12 protein-coding genes are annotated in these 15,018 nt (G+C 71.3%); 9 read left to right on the forward strand and 3 right to left on the reverse strand.

The window, feature by feature from the left end:
• Position 1: 1 nt before the first annotated feature.
• The 3 genes from B7K21_RS00185 (at position 2) to B7K21_RS00195 (ending at position 2,445) form a co-directional block, all read left to right on the forward strand.
• Positions 2 to 784: an ABC transporter ATP-binding protein gene (locus tag B7K21_RS00185; RefSeq protein WP_084072929.1), complete on the forward strand. Its 783-nt coding sequence runs from the start codon at positions 2 to 4 to the stop codon at positions 782 to 784.
• Positions 785 to 925: 141 nt separating this feature from the next.
• Positions 926 to 1,360: an NfeD family protein gene (locus B7K21_RS00190; protein WP_084072930.1), complete on the forward strand. Its 435-nt coding sequence runs from the start codon at positions 926 to 928 to the stop codon at positions 1,358 to 1,360.
• A 5-nt stretch (positions 1,361 to 1,365) separates the two neighbouring features.
• Positions 1,366 to 2,445: an SPFH domain-containing protein gene (locus B7K21_RS00195; protein WP_084072931.1), complete on the forward strand. Its 1,080-nt coding sequence runs from the start codon at positions 1,366 to 1,368 to the stop codon at positions 2,443 to 2,445.
• Positions 2,446 to 2,495: 50 nt separating this feature from the next.
• Here the strand turns inward: B7K21_RS00195 and B7K21_RS00200 are convergent, their stop codons facing one another.
• Positions 2,496 to 3,500 (reverse strand): DUF2157 domain-containing protein, encoded by a 1,005-nt coding sequence (locus B7K21_RS00200; RefSeq protein WP_084072932.1) that lies wholly within the window; start codon positions 3,498 to 3,500, stop codon positions 2,496 to 2,498.
• Between the two features lie 95 nt (positions 3,501 to 3,595).
• Between B7K21_RS00200 and B7K21_RS00205 the strand changes: the two genes are divergently transcribed.
• The gene (locus B7K21_RS00205; protein WP_084072933.1) at positions 3,596 to 4,390 is read left to right on the forward strand and encodes an RNA methyltransferase; all 795 of its coding nucleotides are present in this window, start codon (positions 3,596 to 3,598) and stop codon (positions 4,388 to 4,390) included.
• Between the two features lie 14 nt (positions 4,391 to 4,404).
• On the opposite strand, the gene B7K21_RS00210 is transcribed toward B7K21_RS00205, so the two are convergent.
• Entirely contained in the window at positions 4,405 to 5,292 is an 888-nt protein-coding gene (locus B7K21_RS00210; RefSeq protein ID WP_084072934.1) for a hypothetical protein, read from the reverse strand.
• Positions 5,293 to 5,412: 120 nt separating this feature from the next.
• Between B7K21_RS00210 and B7K21_RS00215 the strand changes: the two genes are divergently transcribed.
• Complete coding sequence (locus B7K21_RS00215) at positions 5,413 to 6,099, forward strand: hypothetical protein (protein ID WP_084072935.1); 687 nt, start codon at positions 5,413 to 5,415, stop codon at positions 6,097 to 6,099.
• Entirely contained in the window at positions 6,096 to 7,814 is a 1,719-nt protein-coding gene (locus B7K21_RS00220) for a hypothetical protein (protein ID WP_084072936.1), read from the forward strand. The genes B7K21_RS00215 and B7K21_RS00220 overlap by 4 nt, the downstream gene beginning before the upstream one ends.
• A 71-nt stretch (positions 7,815 to 7,885) precedes the next feature.
• Here the strand turns inward: B7K21_RS00220 and B7K21_RS00225 are convergent, their stop codons facing one another.
• Positions 7,886 to 9,346: an LPXTG cell wall anchor domain-containing protein gene (locus tag B7K21_RS00225; RefSeq protein WP_084072937.1), complete on the reverse strand. Its 1,461-nt coding sequence runs from the start codon at positions 9,344 to 9,346 to the stop codon at positions 7,886 to 7,888.
• 206 nt (positions 9,347 to 9,552) lie between these two features.
• Here B7K21_RS00225 and B7K21_RS00230 point away from each other — a divergent pair, with 206 nt between their 5' ends.
• The 3 genes from B7K21_RS00230 (at position 9,553) to B7K21_RS12885 (ending at position 14,990) form a co-directional block, all read left to right on the forward strand.
• The gene (locus B7K21_RS00230; RefSeq protein WP_084072938.1) at positions 9,553 to 12,936 is read left to right on the forward strand and encodes an error-prone DNA polymerase; all 3,384 of its coding nucleotides are present in this window, start codon (positions 9,553 to 9,555) and stop codon (positions 12,934 to 12,936) included.
• 76 nt (positions 12,937 to 13,012) lie between these two features.
• Positions 13,013 to 14,506 carry a DNA-3-methyladenine glycosylase 2 family protein gene (locus tag B7K21_RS00235; RefSeq protein ID WP_084072939.1) on the forward strand — a complete coding sequence of 498 codons (1,494 nt, stop codon included), beginning with the start codon at positions 13,013 to 13,015 and terminating at the stop codon, positions 14,504 to 14,506.
• Positions 14,490 to 14,990: a methylated-DNA--[protein]-cysteine S-methyltransferase gene (locus B7K21_RS12885; protein ID WP_304441272.1), complete on the forward strand. Its 501-nt coding sequence runs from the start codon at positions 14,490 to 14,492 to the stop codon at positions 14,988 to 14,990. Before B7K21_RS00235 ends, B7K21_RS12885 begins: the two co-directional genes overlap by 17 nt.
• The last annotated feature ends 28 nt before the right edge of the window (positions 14,991 to 15,018 follow it).

The raw sequence follows: 15,018 nt of genomic DNA on the forward strand, positions 1-15,018 counted from the left end.
CATGGCCCCGGTGCTCGAGATGACCGGCGTGACGCTGCGCCGAGAGGACAACACGATCCTGCGAGGAGTCGACTGGACCGTCGACTCCACCGACCGCTGGGTGGTGCTCGGCCCCAACGGAGCCGGCAAGACCACTCTGATCACGCTCGCTGCGGCGCGCATGCACCCGACCGAGGGATCCGTCGTGGTCCTGGGCGAGCGTCTCGGCGAGGTGGATGTGCAGGACCTGCGCATCCGCGTCGGGCTCTCCAGCGCGGCACTCGCCGACGCGATCCCCCCGCAGGAGCGCGTCTTCGACGTCGTCATGACCGCCGCGCACGGCATCACTGGCCGCTGGCGCGAGGAGTACGACGGCATCGACGAGGACCGTGCGGCCGCGGTGCTCGCCGCGTTCGGCATGGACGGCTACCGCGACCGTGAGTTCTGGACGCTGAGCGAGGGCGAGCGCAAGCGCGTGCAGATCGCCCGTGCCCTCATGGCCGACCCCGAGCTGCTGCTGCTCGACGAACCCGCCGCGGGTCTCGACCTCGGCGGCCGTGAGGAGCTGCTCGGTGCACTCACCGAACTCGCCGGCGACCGTCGCTCGCCTGCGATCGTGATGGTCACGCACCACGTGGAGGAGATCCCCGTGGGCTTCACCCATGCCCTGCTGCTGCGCGACGGGGACGTCGTCGCGGCCGGACCGCTCGCCGAGACCCTCACCTCCGAGAGCCTCTCCGAGACCTACGGGATGCCGGTGACGCTCACCGAGTCCGGCGGCCGCTACAGCGCTCGCCGCGGCTGAGCGACTTAGCGGCGTCTCCCCACGTATCCGCACTGACGGCGGGTCATCCGCCGGGAGGAACCGACCACGCCGCGCGAGTCATCCCCAGGGCCGATGCCGGGGCAGGGGGCGCGCTGTTAGCGTGGCCGCAGGAGGTGGGAAATGGATTCCCTGTGGTGGTTCATCGCAGCACTCGCCCTCGGCATCGCCGAGGTGTTCACGCTCGACCTGACCCTGCTCATGTTCGCGGGAGGAGCGCTCGCGGGCGGCATCGCTGCCGCGCTCGGCGCGCCGCTGTGGGTGTCGATCCTGGTCGCGGCCGGTGTGTCGGCGCTGCTGCTGTTCGCGCTGCGGCCGTATCTGCTCAAGCACCTTCGGCTGCGCGGTCCGGTCGCCGAGACCAACGCCGCGCGCCTGGTGGGCATGGAGGCATTCACGCTCGACGAGATCACCGAGCGCTCCGGCCGCGTGAAGCTCGCGGGCGAGGTGTGGACGGCTCGCACGCGTGACGACGCTCCGACGCTCCCTGAGGGCGTCGAGGTGGTCGTCGTAGAGATCAAGGGGGCGGCGGCCATCGTCGCCGAGAAGGAGGAATAAGGACCATGGAAGACTTCAACGCTGCGGCGATCATCGGCATCGTCGCACTGGTCGTCTTCGCGATCTTCGTCGTCTCGACGATCGCGAAGGCTCTGCAGATCGTGCCTCAGGCGGAGACGCGTGTGGTCGAGCGACTGGGTCGCTACTCGCGCACCCTGGAGGCCGGACTGCACTTGCTGGTGCCGTTCATCGACAAGGTGCGTCAGCGCGTCGACATGCGCGAGCAGGTCGTGTCGTTCCCGCCGCAGTCGGTCATCACATCGGACAACCTGGTCGTGGAGATCGACACCGTCATCTACTTCCAGGTCAACGACTCGAAGGCGGCCGTCTACGAGATCGCCAACTACATCGTCGGCATGCAGCAGCTCACCGTCACCACGATCCGTAACGTCATCGGAACGATGGACCTCGAGCAGACGCTGACCAGCCGTGACCAGATCAACGGTCAGCTGCGCGGAGTGCTGGACGACGCCACCGGCAAGTGGGGCATCCGCGTCAACCGCGTGGAGCTCAAGGCGATCGAGCCGCCGATGTCCGTCAAGGACTCGATGGAGAAGCAGATGCGCGCCGAGCGTGACCGTCGCGCCGCGATCCTCACTGCTGAGGGCGTCAAGCAGTCCGCGATCCTCACCGCCGAGGGCGAGAAGCAGTCGGCGATCCTGAAGGCCGAGGGTGAGGCGCAGTCCCGCATCCTCAAGGCTGAGGGTGAGGCGCGAGCGATCCTCCAGGTCTTCGACGCGATCCACGAGGGCGACGCCGACTCGAAGCTGCTCTCGTACCAGTACCTGCAGATGCTCCCGGAGATCGCCAAGGGCAACAACAACCAGATGTGGTTCGTGCCCACCGAGTTCACTGGGGCCCTCAACGCCATCTCCGCGGGCTTCGGCGTGCCGCAGGAAACCGAGCCGCTCGAGAAGGCAGAGGGGACCGGTCGCCGCAAGTCGCGCATCACGTCCGCTCTGGCCGACCCGCGCGCCGCTCTCGAGGAGGCTCGTCGTCAGGCCGAGGGCGTGTCCGCCGAGGCGGACCGCGCCGGCACCGAGTCGGGCCGTCCGTTCGACCCGAACGCCGAGAAGGGCCAGTAGGACCCACGCGGGAGGGCCCGGGAGCGCATGCTCCCGGGCCCTCCCGCTTTCTAAGGATCCTCGCCAGTGAGGGGTGCCCTCGGAGTCCGTGGGGTGCGCAGCATCCGCACCGCCACCACGATGAGGATGACGCCAGTCACGAGGATCCCCGCCCAGGTCGCGATCGCGCTTCCCACGAAGTGCTCGATGAGCTGAGGGACCAGCGTCAGGAGTCCGATCGCGCCTGGGATCATGAGCAGGATGAGCTCGCGACGCATGATCGCGAGGGCCAGCATCGCGACCGCGAGCGCGACGCCGATCACAAGAGTCAGCCCTCGCGTCGACTCGTCGAACACGATGGTGTTCACGCCGAACAGCATCACGAGGCCCCCTGCGACCAGCGCCGGAGCCTGCGGCGTCAGGACGTTGAGGATCGCCAGGGCAACCCACGCGGCTCCCATGGATCCGATCACGATGCCCGGAACGGCGCCCTCAGTCGCGTCGAGCACCTCGATCGTCATGGCAGCAACTCCCACGCAGCCCGCCAGCAGCGCGAGCTGGGCGAGCGCCCGGCGCCTGAACGCGTAGATCATGCCCGCTGCGATCGCGGCGACCGAGAACGTCCACAGACCCGCAACCTCATCCTGGACGCCGGCCGCGTCGACCGAGACCCAGGCGAGCCAGCCGAAACACACGACCGTGGCGACGAGAAGCGCCGAAGCCAGTCGCTGCCCTGCGTCCTGGAGGGAGCGTGAGGCGAGCACGCCCGCGACCGCGACGATAGCCGTGAGAGTCGCGACAAGCGCGACGCGACCCGCGACGGGGATCTGCGCCCACGTCTGCCCGACGATGAAGCTGATGGCCGTGATCGTGAGGATCGCGCCGAGGTACCCGAGGATCTCGCCCACCAGTGCCAGCGCCCTGTGAGGCTGCGCTGGGGCGTGAGAGAGGGGCTCTGGATGCTGCTCGGGTGGAAGCGCTCTGGTCGCCTCGTAGTCACGAAGACGCGCGGCCGTCTCGGCCTGCAGGAGACCAGCCGAGACCCATTCGTCGAAGCGATCCTGCTGCGCACGCATCGCCGCGTCCCTCCAGCTCGGACCCTCGCGGGCCCTCACCTCCAGGCTACGCCCGCGCGGGTCCGTTCGCCGCGGCGTGCTGGGATGATGGAACCGTGGCCATACGCATCGACGACCCTGCGGATCCTCGGCTCGCGCTGTATGCGAGCCTCACCGACGTGGCGCTGCGGCGCCGGTTCGAGGCGGAGCGCGGCGTGTACATGGCCGAGGGCGCGAAGGTGATCGAGCGGGCGGTCAGGGCCGGACATCGGCCCCACTCGTTCCTCGCGTCAGAGCGATGGCTCCCCACCGTGGAGCCGCTCGCTGGCGAGGCGCCGGTGTACGTCGCGTCCGACGCACTGCTCGAAGCGGTCACTGGATACCAGGTGCATCGCGGTGCGCTCGCGGCGATGGAGCGTCCTGCACTCCCGTCCGTCGCGGAGCTGGTCGCAGACGCGCGGCGGGTGGTGGTCCTCGAGGAGATCGTCGATCACACGAACGTGGGCGCGATCTTCCGCTCCGCCGCGGGGATCGGCGCCGACGCGGTCCTCGTCGCGCCCACGTGTGCGGACCCGCTGTACCGACGCTCGGTCAAGGTGTCGATGGGCACCGTCTTCCAGGTGCCGTGGACGCGGTCCGAGGACTGGCCGGGTGACCTCGATCTGCTGCGCAAGCAAGGCTTCGTGGTCGCAGGGCTGGCGCTCGCGCCCGACGCTGTGACGCTCGATGCATTCTCTGCGGCCGGTCACGAGAGGATCGCGATGGTGATGGGCGCCGAGGGCGATGGGCTCACCGGGGCGGCTCTGTCGCACGTCGACGTCGCCGTGACGATTCCGATGGCAGGGGGAGTGGACTCGCTCAACGTCGCCGCCGCATCGGCCGTCGCCATGTGGGAGCTGCGCGTGCGATGAGCAGGCGGCGTCGGCTAGCCCCAGAGCGACGCGAGCGTGCCGTCGGGGTCGATGAGCTCCCGGATCTGCTCGAGTTCGCCTCTGGTAGGCGCCGCGGCGAAGTCGCTGTCGCGGGGCACGTGGCTCCCGCCGCTCATGAGAGTGGCGACGAGCTCTGCGAAGTCCTCCTCGCCGTAGTGCCAGCGCGCGTCGCCCGTCGGGTGCTCACCGGCGCCCCGACTCCATCGCGTGTCTGGAGGAAGTCCGCGGATCGCGAGGTACTCGGCCCTCAGCGCATCGTCCATCGCCTCGACGTCGATCACGTGCCCGATCTCGTGGCGGACGGTGAGCACATACTCCTCGTGCGTGCGGCCGGGGGTCGCGTTGATGGTGACGATCCGGCGCTCGGCGTCCGTGGTGCCACCGACGCCGGACATCTGGCTGCCGACGACGAAGGTCCAGTCGGGGAAGGTCGTGGCGGCGCCGGTTCCGGCGAGCACCTCGTCGAGCGCTGTCTGGGCGACCTCGGCGGCGGCCTCGGGCGTCTGAGCCTCGGGATCGGTGACGTATACGCGCCCGCACTGGTCGGCGAGGCAGAAGGTCTGAGCGCCGACGATCGGGCTGGAGATTGACGCGATGAGGGTGCCGTCCTCGTCTGCGATGAGCGTGACGGCCCCGAGGCTCTGCCCGTTGGTGCTCGCGTCGACCTGCCCGGCGGCGCCGAGGGCGACGACGTCCACGTAGCCAGGGATGGGGGCGGAGAGGGAGACGATCTCGGTGACCTCGGCCTGAGCGTCGGGCACGCCCGACGCGTCGGTCGGCTCGGTCGTGGCGTCCGGCGCGGTAGGGGCGCAGGCGGCCAGGCCCGACGCGAGGGCGAGGGCGACGACTGCTCGCGCGGCGTGCGGGCCTGGCTTCCTCACGATGCTCCCTCGGTGCCGCGCCGTTCCGGGTGCCGGCGGTCGGAGCCGAGGCTAGCGCAGCGTCGGGCGGGGAACCAGGGAGGCTCGCGCGTGTCAGGGGAGCGTGGCAGAATCGAACATGTGTTCGAACAGTCACCTGGGATCCGCCTCGAGGCCGCACGCGCGGCGCTCGCGCAGGTCGAGGCGCGCGTGGGGGTGACGCGTGAGGCGGGGGAGCGCGCCTGGCCGCTGACCGAGCCGTGGAGCGAGCTGCTGCCCGCGGGGCTGCCGCGCGGCAGGGTGGTGAGCGTCGAGTCGTCCACGTCGCTGCTGCTCGCGCTCGCAGGGCAGGCCTCGGGGCAGGGCGCCTGGGCGGCTGTCGTGGGAATGCCCACGTTCGGCGCGGTCGCGGCGGCGCGCCGGGGCATGGACCTGTCGAGGGTCGCGCTGATCCCGCATCCGGGATCCCAGGCGGCTGAGGTGATCGGGCTGTGCCTCGAGGGGGTCGACGTGGTGCTCGCAGGGCCTCGGCTCGCGCTCTCGGATGCCGACCGCAGGCGCCTCGCGGCGCGGGCGCGTGAGCGGGGTGCGCTGATCCTCGTCGTCGCCCCGTGGGCGGGGGCGGATGTGACGCTGACGGTCGAGCGCGTGCGCTGGGCGGGCCTCGGTGCGGGCGAGGGCCGACTGCGCGAGCGCGAGGCGACCGTGGCGGTCGGCGGCAGGCGCGTGGGCGCCGTGCGCCGCGTGCGCCTCCTGCTGGACGTGGACGCCGGGCTGCGCTCGCGCTCCGCCGTGACAGGCGCGCAGTCCCGCGAGGAGGTCGCATGAGCGCCTCGCCTCGGGCGGCCTTCCGCCCCGACGGCGCCGTGGGGGCGGTGCGTCGCGCGGTGCTGTGGGTGCCGGACTGGCCGGTGGTCGCGGCGGCGGCGGAGGCGGGGATCGGCGCCGACGCGCCCGCGGCGGTGCTGCACGGGCGGGGACTGGTGGCGGTGTCGGCCTCGGCTCGCGCCATGGGGGTGCGTCGGGGGATGCGCCGCCGCGCCGCGCAGCGCGTGTGCCCCGACCTGGCGATCCTCGGCTATGACGAGGGACGCGACTCGCGCGAGTTCGAGGCCGTCGCTGCGGCCGCGGAGCGCGTCGTGTCGGGGGTGGAGATCTCGCGCCCCGGGCTGCTGATCGTTCCCGCCGGGGGTGCGGCGCGCTATCACGGCTCGGAGGAGGCGCTCGCGGAGGCGCTGGTAGGTGCGGTTGCGGAGGACGCCGGGTGCGAGTGCCAGTTCGGCGCTGCGGACGGGCTGCTGGGGGCTGTGATGGCAGCTCGCGCCTCGGTGCTGGTCCCCGCAGGCGCCTCTGCGGACTTCCTGGCACCCTTGCCTGTGGGGTCTCTTGCGCACGCCGCCATGGACCGCTTCCAGCGGGTCGCGGTGGAGGAGCTCGCGGGTGTGCTCGACCGCCTGGGCCTGCACTCGCTGGGGCAGTTCGCCGCGCTGCCTGCCGGGGACGTCCTCGCGCGCTTCGGTCCCACGGGAGCGTGGGCCCGGCGTATGGCCCTGGGTGAAGACGTGGCGCCGCCCGTGCTCAGGCGTGCGGAGCAGGACATCGCCGTAGTCCACGCGTTCGAGGAGCCCGCGGAGCGCACCGAGCAGCTGGTGTGGCTCGCGCGCGAGGCGGCGCAGCGGCTCGATGCCGCGCTGCTGGACGCGGGCATGCGCTGCGGCAAGGTCCGCATCGGCGCGCGCACTGCGAAGGGCGACGCGCTCGAGCGTGTCTGGCGCACCGATGTCGCCACGCGTGCGGGAGCGTTCGCCGGTCACATGGCGGACCGCGTCCGCTGGCAGCTCGAGGGCTGGCTGTCGGGGACTGCAGGCGGGCCTGAGCCCGCTCCGCTGGTCGAGCTGTCGCTGGTCGCGGAGGACGTGGTGCCACTCGGCGCCGAGCAGTCCTATCTGTGGGGAGGTTCCTCGGGTGCGGATGCACGGGCCAGGCGCACGTTCGAGCGGCTCCAAGGACTGCTCGGCGGCGAGGGTGTGCTGTCCGTCGCCGAACAGGGAGGACGCTCGCCCAGGGACAGGGTGCACGCGCTCGCCTGGGGGCAGGAGGGTGAGGCGCCGCGCCGCATTGCGCACCCCTGGCCGGGGCGCATCCCCGACCCGGCCCCCGCGACCGTGCTGGCTGTCCCGCTTGAGATCCAGGTGCTGGATGCGGGTGGGAGTCCCGTCATCGTGGATCGACGCCTGGCGCTCAGCGCTCCGCCGACGTGGGCGAGGCTGCAGGCCGACCCGTCCGATCGTCGGGCGCGTGCGGCACATCGTCACCCCTCGTCGGGGCACGTCGGGGGAGCCGAGGGGCCGGTGTGGGAGCTGCCGCGCCCCGTGGAGGCGTGGGCTGGGCCCTGGCCCGTGGTCGAGAGGTGGTGGGCGTCCGACTCCGACCGGCGCGCCTACCTGCAGCTCGCGCTGCGCACCGATGACGGGGAGCCGGGCCTTGCGGTGCTCGTGGCGTTCGCGGACGGGAAGTGGAGGCTCGAGGCGCTCTACGACTGAGGTGACGGACCAGAGCATGCGGAAGGGGCGGCCCCGCGTATGCGGGACCGCCCCTACGGTCATGGAAATCGCTAGATCTGTGCGCGTCGACGCATCAGCAGGAACGCGCCCACGAGGATCGACGAGGCCGCCGCTCCAGCAGGGGCCCATGGCGAGGTCGGGCCGGTCTCCGGAAGCTCCGGAGCGGCGGGCGTATCGGCGAGCACGATGGTCTCGGCCCTGACGGACATGACCGCGCCCGTCGCCGTGGTGCCGTTCAGCCAATCCGTCGAGAGGACTGCGGTCGAGCCCTCGACGCCCAGAGGCTCAGCGAGTGCGCCGAACTCGAAATAGTCCACTGTGGTGGACGCCGACGAGGCGCCGAGCGCTCCGTCAGGTCCCCGCAGACCAAGCGAGTAGGACACGGAGTCCCAGTCGAAATCGATCGCCGAGTCGGTGAAGGGCAGCGAGAACGGCGGTGCGACCATGATGACTGCGCACGCCTCGGGGTTGACGACCAGGTCGTAAGGTGACTCCGGGTCGACACTCTCCGTGGGGATGCACATGTCCTCGGACGGGTCTGTGCCCTCCGCGACGAGCGCGCCGTCCTCGTCGTACACCTCGATGACGATGTCGGCCAGCGGAACGTCAACCTGAGACGGGTCGACGTCGATGAACAGGGGAATGCCGGCGCCGAAGTACTGAAGGCAGTAGGTGAACTGCCCCGGAGTGTCGATCGTGAAGCCGGCGGTGGACTCGGTGAAATGGGGGAAACCCTCCTCGTAGGGCTCTGCGACGAGGCAAGTCATCTCGCCGACGACGGCGCCTTCAGGGAAGCCTGACCCGGAGAGCGTGTAGGTGCCGAGTGGCAGGCCCTCGCAGGCGATCGAGGCGAGACCCTCGAATGGTGCCTCGTAGTCGCATGCGGGGACGTCGCTTTCCGGGAGGCTGGAGCCGTCGAAGGTGAAGTCGAAGCCCGTGCTGCCGGTGAGGCGGTACTCCAGCTCGCCGAAGCCCAGGAACGTGTCGGTATACGTGAAGAAGCCCGCGCCGAAGATGGAGACCATCATTGCGCCGTATGCGGGGTAGAGCGCGCAGAAGATGTCGTCGCTCTCGCCGAGGCTGATCTCGCCGGTGCCGTCCGCCGCAGGCTCGAGATCAAGGCCCGTGCTGCACTCCGCGTAGAAGCCGAGTGAGGGATCGGCTCCGGCGGCACCGATCGCGTAACTGCCTGCCGGAAGATCGCCGCAATCGAGCGTGTACTCGGTGTAGTCCACATAGTCGTCGACGTAGACGTAGCACTCGCCGCCGCCAGGGACGGCGACGGCGCTGGCCGGGACGGTCGCGTCGATCTCGAAGACAAGGGCGCCGGTACCGCCGAAGATCTCGAAGGTGAGACCGTCGAAGACGTCGGGTGCATCGTCGGGCACCGTGAGTGACACAGTCAGGTATCGGTCGTAGGCAACGGCCTGAGCGGGCGCGGCGACTGCGGCACCTACGGCTGCGATGGACAGAACGGCCGCGGCGCGGCCGAGCATGGCGCGAAGGCGCATGGGTACTTCCCCTCAGTCGGCGCGCCTCGGGGTTGGCGCGTCTGGCGATGAGCGTAGTGCCTGGCAGGCGCGAAAGGGAAGGGATCGTTCCGCGTGTTGTTCGCCACCTTGACGTCCGCGGAGAGCGCGGTTCCTCTGGCGGTCCTCACGTGTCGTAGCCAGGTGGCAGAATCGAACATATGTTCGAACACGCGGGGAGGTGAGGCATGCACGAGTACGCGGAGCTGCACGCGCATTCGGCCTTCAGCTTCCTCGACGGGGCGAGCCAGCCCGAGGAGATGGCGGCCGAAGCGGGACGCCTGGGACTGAGCGCAATGGCGCTCACCGATCACGACGGGCTGTATGGCGCAGTGCGCTTCGCCAACGCCGCGCGCGCAATAGGCTTGCCCGCGATCTTCGGAGCCGAGCTGCATATGTCAGTGCCCGACGGCCCTGGAGGCGCCCCGGTGCTCGACGCCCCCACGAACCGCCCGGACCCACGCGGGAGCCACCTGCTCGTGCTCGCGCGCGGCGCGCGCGGCTACGCGAGCCTGTCGCACGCGATCGGGATGGCGCACCTGGCGACGGGCGAGAAGGGCACGGCGCACTACACGCTCGAGCAACTGGCCTCCGACGGCGGGGGAGACCTGCTGGTGCTCACGGGCTGTCGCAAGGGATCGGTGAGGCGCGCGCTCGCGGGCGTCGGCGTTCCCGGCGTCGGGCTCGACGCTCAGGGAGCGGGCGTGACCTCCCAGGGCTTTGCGGCGGCCAGGGGTGAGCTGGAGAGGCTCGCGGCGCTGTTCGGGCGCGACAACGTGGCTGTCGAGATCACCGACACGGACCAGCCGTACGACTCTGAGATCCATGACGCACTCGCCGACCTCGCGTTCGACGCCTCGCTGCCGCTCGTCGCCACCACGAACGCCCACTATGCGACGCCGCGCGACGCGGATCTCGCCGCCGCCCTCGCCGCCGTGAGATCTCGGTCGTCGCTGGACGATATGGACGGCTGGCTGCCGGGCGGCACCGGGCAGCACCTGCGCTCGGCGGGGGAGATGCTGCATCGGCACCGCCGCCACCCGCAGGCCGTCGTCACCGCAGCCCGACTGGGGGCGGAGTGCGCCTTCGATCTCCAGCTGGTCGCTCCGAACCTGCCGCCGTATCCCGTGCCGGAGGGGCACACCGAGGCGACCTGGCTGCGCGAGCTCACCTATCGCGGCGCGCGCGAGCGCTACGGGCCGCCCGACGCGGAGCGCGTGCCCGGCGCCTGGAATCAGATCGAGCACGAGCTCGCCGTGATCGAAGCCCTCGACTTCCCCGGCTACTTCCTCATCGTCCACGACATCGTGAGCTTCTGCCGCCGCGCGGACATCCTCTGTCAGGGGCGAGGATCCGCCGCGAACTCCGCCGTGTGCTTCGCGCTGGGCGTCACCGCCGTGGATGCCGTCACACATGGGCTGCTGTTCGAGCGCTTCCTCGCTCCCGAGCGCGACGGCCCGCCCGACATCGACGTGGACATCGAGTCCGACCGCCGCGAGGAGGTCATCCAGTACGTGTTCCAGCGCTTCGGGCGCATCAACGCCGCGATGGTCGCCAACGTGATCCAGTACCGGCCGCGCTCCGCAGTGCGCGACGCGGCGCGCGCGCTCGGGTACGACGCGGGCCAGCAGGATGCGTGGTCCACGTCGATCGACCGCTGGTCCACGCTGCGCTCCGATCAGGAGGCGGAGGCGGCGTGGGCCGCGCGCCAGCGCGACGCCATGTGGCCCGAGCCTCCGCCCGCGCAGCCGCTGGACCACATCCCCACGCCGGTCGTGGACCTCGCGGAGCGCATGCTGCGGCTCCCGCGACACCTCGGCATCCACCCAGGCGGCATGGTGCTGTGCGACAGGCCCGTGATCGACGTGTGCCCCGTCGAGTGGGCGCGGATGCCGGGACGCACCGTGCTGCAGTGGGACAAGGACGACTGCGCCGACGCGGGCCTCGTGAAGTTCGACCTTCTGGGCCTGGGCATGCTCTCGGCCCTCAAGTATGCGTTCCGCTACGTCCACGAGGTGGAGCGCGAGGACCTGGGGCTGCACTCGCTGCCGCAGGAGGACCCGGCGGTCTACGACCTGCTGTGCGCCGCGGACACCGTGGGGGTGTTCCAGGTGGAGTCGCGCGCGCAGATGGCCACGCTGCCCCGACTGAGGCCGCGACGCTTCTACGACATCGTCATCGAGGTCGCGCTGATCCGGCCCGGCCCCATCCAGGGCGGCTCGGTGCATCCCTACATCAACCGGGCCCGCGGGCGCGAGGAGGTCACCTACCTGCACCCCCTGCTCGAGAAGTCGCTCGGCAAGACACTCGGGGTGCCGCTGTTCCAGGAGCAGCTCATGCAGATGGCCATGGACTGCGCAGGCTTCGACGGCGCGCTCGCGGACCAGCTGCGGCGCGCAATGGGGTCCAAGCGCTCGCCCGAGCGGATGGAGGCGCTGCGCGCGCGCTTCATGGTGGGTGCGCACGAGCGGGGCATCACGCCAGACGTGGCCCACCAGATCTTCGACAAGCTCAAGGCGTTCTCCGACTTTGGCTTCCCCGAGTCGCACTCGTACTCGTTCGCGTACCTCGTGTACGCCTCGAGCTGGCTCAAGGTGCACAAGCCCGCAGCCTTCTACGCGGGGCTCCTCGCCGCGCAGCCGATGGGCTTCTACTCGCCACAGTCCCTGGTGGCGGACGCCAGACGCCACGGCCAGGTCGCGCTGAGGCCGTGCGTGGTGCGCTCCGAGGCATTGGCGAGCGTCGAGCGCCTCGCTGAACCGTTCGCGGCACCGCAGGAGATGCGCGAGGACATGGCGCGGCTCACGCGCGTGGACCCCACGCTCGCGGTACGGATGGGCTTGCGTGCCATCAAGGGGCTCGGGGCGGAGGCGGCCGATGCGATCGTCGCCGCCCGCGAGGAGGCGCCCTTCTCCTCGCTGTCCGACATGGCCCGCCGCGTGCGCGTGCGGCCCGCCGGTGTGTCCGGGAAGGCCGGGCTCGCGCCCGAGCGCGGACTGAGCGTCGCGCAGTGGGAGGCGCTCGCGACCGCAGGGGCTCTCGAGGAGCTGGGCGTCACGCGGCGCGAGGGCCTGTGGGCGGCAGGCGTCCTCGCGCTCGAGGGCCCAGGGACGCTGCCCGACGCCGTGCCCGGGGTCGAGGCGCCGACGCTGCCGGGCATGTCGGCGGTCGAGGAGGCGGTGGCCGATGTGTGGGCCTCGGGGGTGTCGGTCGACACGTATCCGACCGCCTTCGTGAGGGATGGGCTCGATGCGCAGGGCGTGCTGCGCGTGGCGGATGTCCTCACGCACGAGGCGGATCGTCGGGTCGCGACCGCGGGCGTGGTGACGCATCGGCAGCGTCCCGGCACGGCCAAGGGCGTGACGTTCCTGTCCCTCGAGGATGAGACGGGCTTCCTCAACGTCATCTGCTCGCAGGGTCTGTGGCGGCGCTTCCAGGCCGTGGCGCGGCGGTCGCCAGCCCTGGTGATCCGCGGACGCATCGAACGCGCCGACGGCGCGACGAACCTGGTCGCCGAGCATCTCGCCCCGCTGAGCCTGGCGGTCCCGTCGCGTTCGCGAGACTTCCGCTGACCATGGCCCGCCATCCATCGCTGCGATGTCCGATAACCGCCAGCGCGAGCGCGCTGCGTAGGTCATGCTCGTAGGCATGTGGGACGACGACGCGCGATACGCGGTGATCCGCGGACGCGACGCGCGCTACGACGGCCAGTTCTTCACTGGCGTGCTCACGACCCGCATCTACTGCCGACCCTCGTGCCCTGCGCGCACCCCCGCGCGACGCAATGTCACCTTCTACCGCACCGCAGCCGCCGCGCAGGCCGCGGGCTTCCGCTCGTGCAAGCGGTGCCGGCCCGAGACGACGCCGGGTTCGCCCGACTGGAACGTGCAGGGCGACCTCGCCGCGCGTGCGATGCGACTGATCGACGACGGCGTCGTCGATCGCGAGGGCGTGGATGGACTCGCCGTTCGGCTCGGATACTCGCGCCGCCAGGTGCAGCGCATCCTGCTCGACGAGGTGGGCGCGGCCCCGCTGGCGCTCGCCACCGCGCATCGGCTCCACACTGCCCGAGCGCTGCTCGAGAGCACGGCCATGCCCGTCTCCGATGTTGCGCATGCCTCCGGCTTCGGCTCGGTGAGGCAGTTCAACGACGCCGCTCGCGCGGCTTGGGACCTCGCTCCCACACAGGTGCGTGAGACAGCACGCGGACGCCGGGCCGTGGTCGAGGGCGGCGAGAGGCCGCACGGCGCGGACACGAGCGCCGCGATCACGCGCGTCAACCTCCGGCTGCGGGTCCGCACTCCCTTCGATGGCGCGCGCGTGCTGGAACACCTGGCGGCGCGCGCCGTCGAGGGCGTCGAGATCTCGTCTCCCGGCGCTCACGAGCGCACGCTCACGCTCCACCACGGGCCCGCCGTGCTGCGGGTGCAGCCGGCGCCGGACGCGGTGGCCGCGACGCTTGAGGTCGCGGACCCACGTGACCTCGGAGCCGCCGTCGCGCGATGCCGTGCGCTGTTCGATCTCGACGCGGATCCGGCAGCTGTCAGTGAAGCGCTCGCTGAGGATCCCCTCATAGCGAGGCTCGTGGGAGGTGCGCCGGGACTGCGCGTGCCGGGCACCGTGGATCCCTTCGAGACGGTCGTGCGCGCGGTGGTCGGTCAGCAGGTCTCCGTCGCAGGCGCGGCGCGGACGCTCGGCAGGATCGTCGCGCGGCATGGAACTGCGTGGTCCCCCGACGGTGAGGTCTGTTGGCGCCTCATGCCGGGTCCCGCGCAGCTCGCGGACGTGGACCCCGACTCGGGCCTGCTTCCCACATCGCGGTGGCGCACCATCTCGGCGGTGGCGCGCGCGGTGCTCGAGGGCGAGCTCGACCTGCGGCCCGGAGCGGACCGGGAGGGCGTGCGCGCGGGACTCGCGCGCATCAAGGGCATCGGGCCGTGGACGCTCGAGTACGCCATGCTCCGAGGCTTCGCCGACCCGGACGCGTTCCCTGCCGGAGACCTGGTGCTCCAGCGCGTGACGGGCCTGGGGTCTGCGTCGTTGGAGCGGCGTGCCGAACACTGGCGCCCCTGGAGGGCCTACGCCGCGCAGCATCTCTGGGCGGCCCACACGGAAGGACGGAACGATGCAGAGCAACGGTGACACGAGGGTGCACGGGGCGATGACGATCACCACGCCTCTGGGTGCGATGACACTGACGGGCACTGAGCGCGGGCTGGACTCGGCATGGTTCAACCGCGCCGACATGCCCGCAGACCAGTCGTCGGGGCGTGCGACGGATGCCGTCGCGTCGGGCGCGCGCGCCCTCTCGGCGTATTTCGCGGGCGCGGAGGACTGCGAGCCGCCGCCGCTCGACCTGCAGGGCACGGAGTTCCAGCGGCAGGTCTGGGGCGCGCTGCTCACGATCCCGTTCGGTGAGACGCGCACGTACCGCGAGATCGCGGCGGCGGTGAACAGGCCGCGCGCGATCCGCGCTGTGGCAGCGGCAATCGGCGCCAATCCGGTGGGAGTCCTGGTGCCGTGCCACCGCGTGATCGGCTCCGACGGAACCCTCACGGGCTACGCGGGAGGCATCGAGCGCAAGCGCTGGCTGCTGGCGCACGAGGGCGCTGCGCTCGCTCTCTGAGGTCCGCCGCGGCGGCGCCCGTGGGAAT

This window comes from Demequina sp. NBRC 110052 (genome assembly GCF_002090075.1).
Taxonomy (GTDB): Bacteria; Actinomycetota; Actinomycetes; order Actinomycetales; family Demequinaceae; genus Demequina.

Bases quoted from the DNA above. Each gene is read 5' to 3' on its own strand.
- B7K21_RS00185 (WP_084072929.1), top strand. From the start codon at position 2: ATGGCCCCGGTGCTCGAGATGACCGGCGTGACGCTGCGCCGAGAGGAC.
- B7K21_RS00190 (WP_084072930.1), top strand. From the start codon at position 926: ATGGATTCCCTGTGGTGGTTCATCGCAGCACTCGCCCTCGGCATCGCC.
- B7K21_RS00195 (WP_084072931.1), top strand. From the start codon at position 1,366: ATGGAAGACTTCAACGCTGCGGCGATCATCGGCATCGTCGCACTGGTC.
- B7K21_RS00200 (WP_084072932.1), bottom strand. From the start codon at position 3,500: ATGCGTGCGCAGCAGGATCGCTTCGACGAATGGGTCTCGGCTGGTCTC.
- B7K21_RS00220 (WP_084072936.1), top strand. From the start codon at position 6,096: ATGAGCGCCTCGCCTCGGGCGGCCTTCCGCCCCGACGGCGCCGTGGGG.
- B7K21_RS00225 (WP_084072937.1), bottom strand. From the start codon at position 9,346: ATGCGCCTTCGCGCCATGCTCGGCCGCGCCGCGGCCGTTCTGTCCATC.
- B7K21_RS00230 (WP_084072938.1), top strand. From the start codon at position 9,553: ATGCACGAGTACGCGGAGCTGCACGCGCATTCGGCCTTCAGCTTCCTC.
- B7K21_RS00235 (WP_084072939.1), top strand. From the start codon at position 13,013: ATGTGGGACGACGACGCGCGATACGCGGTGATCCGCGGACGCGACGCG.
- B7K21_RS12885 (WP_304441272.1), top strand. From the start codon at position 14,490: ATGCAGAGCAACGGTGACACGAGGGTGCACGGGGCGATGACGATCACC.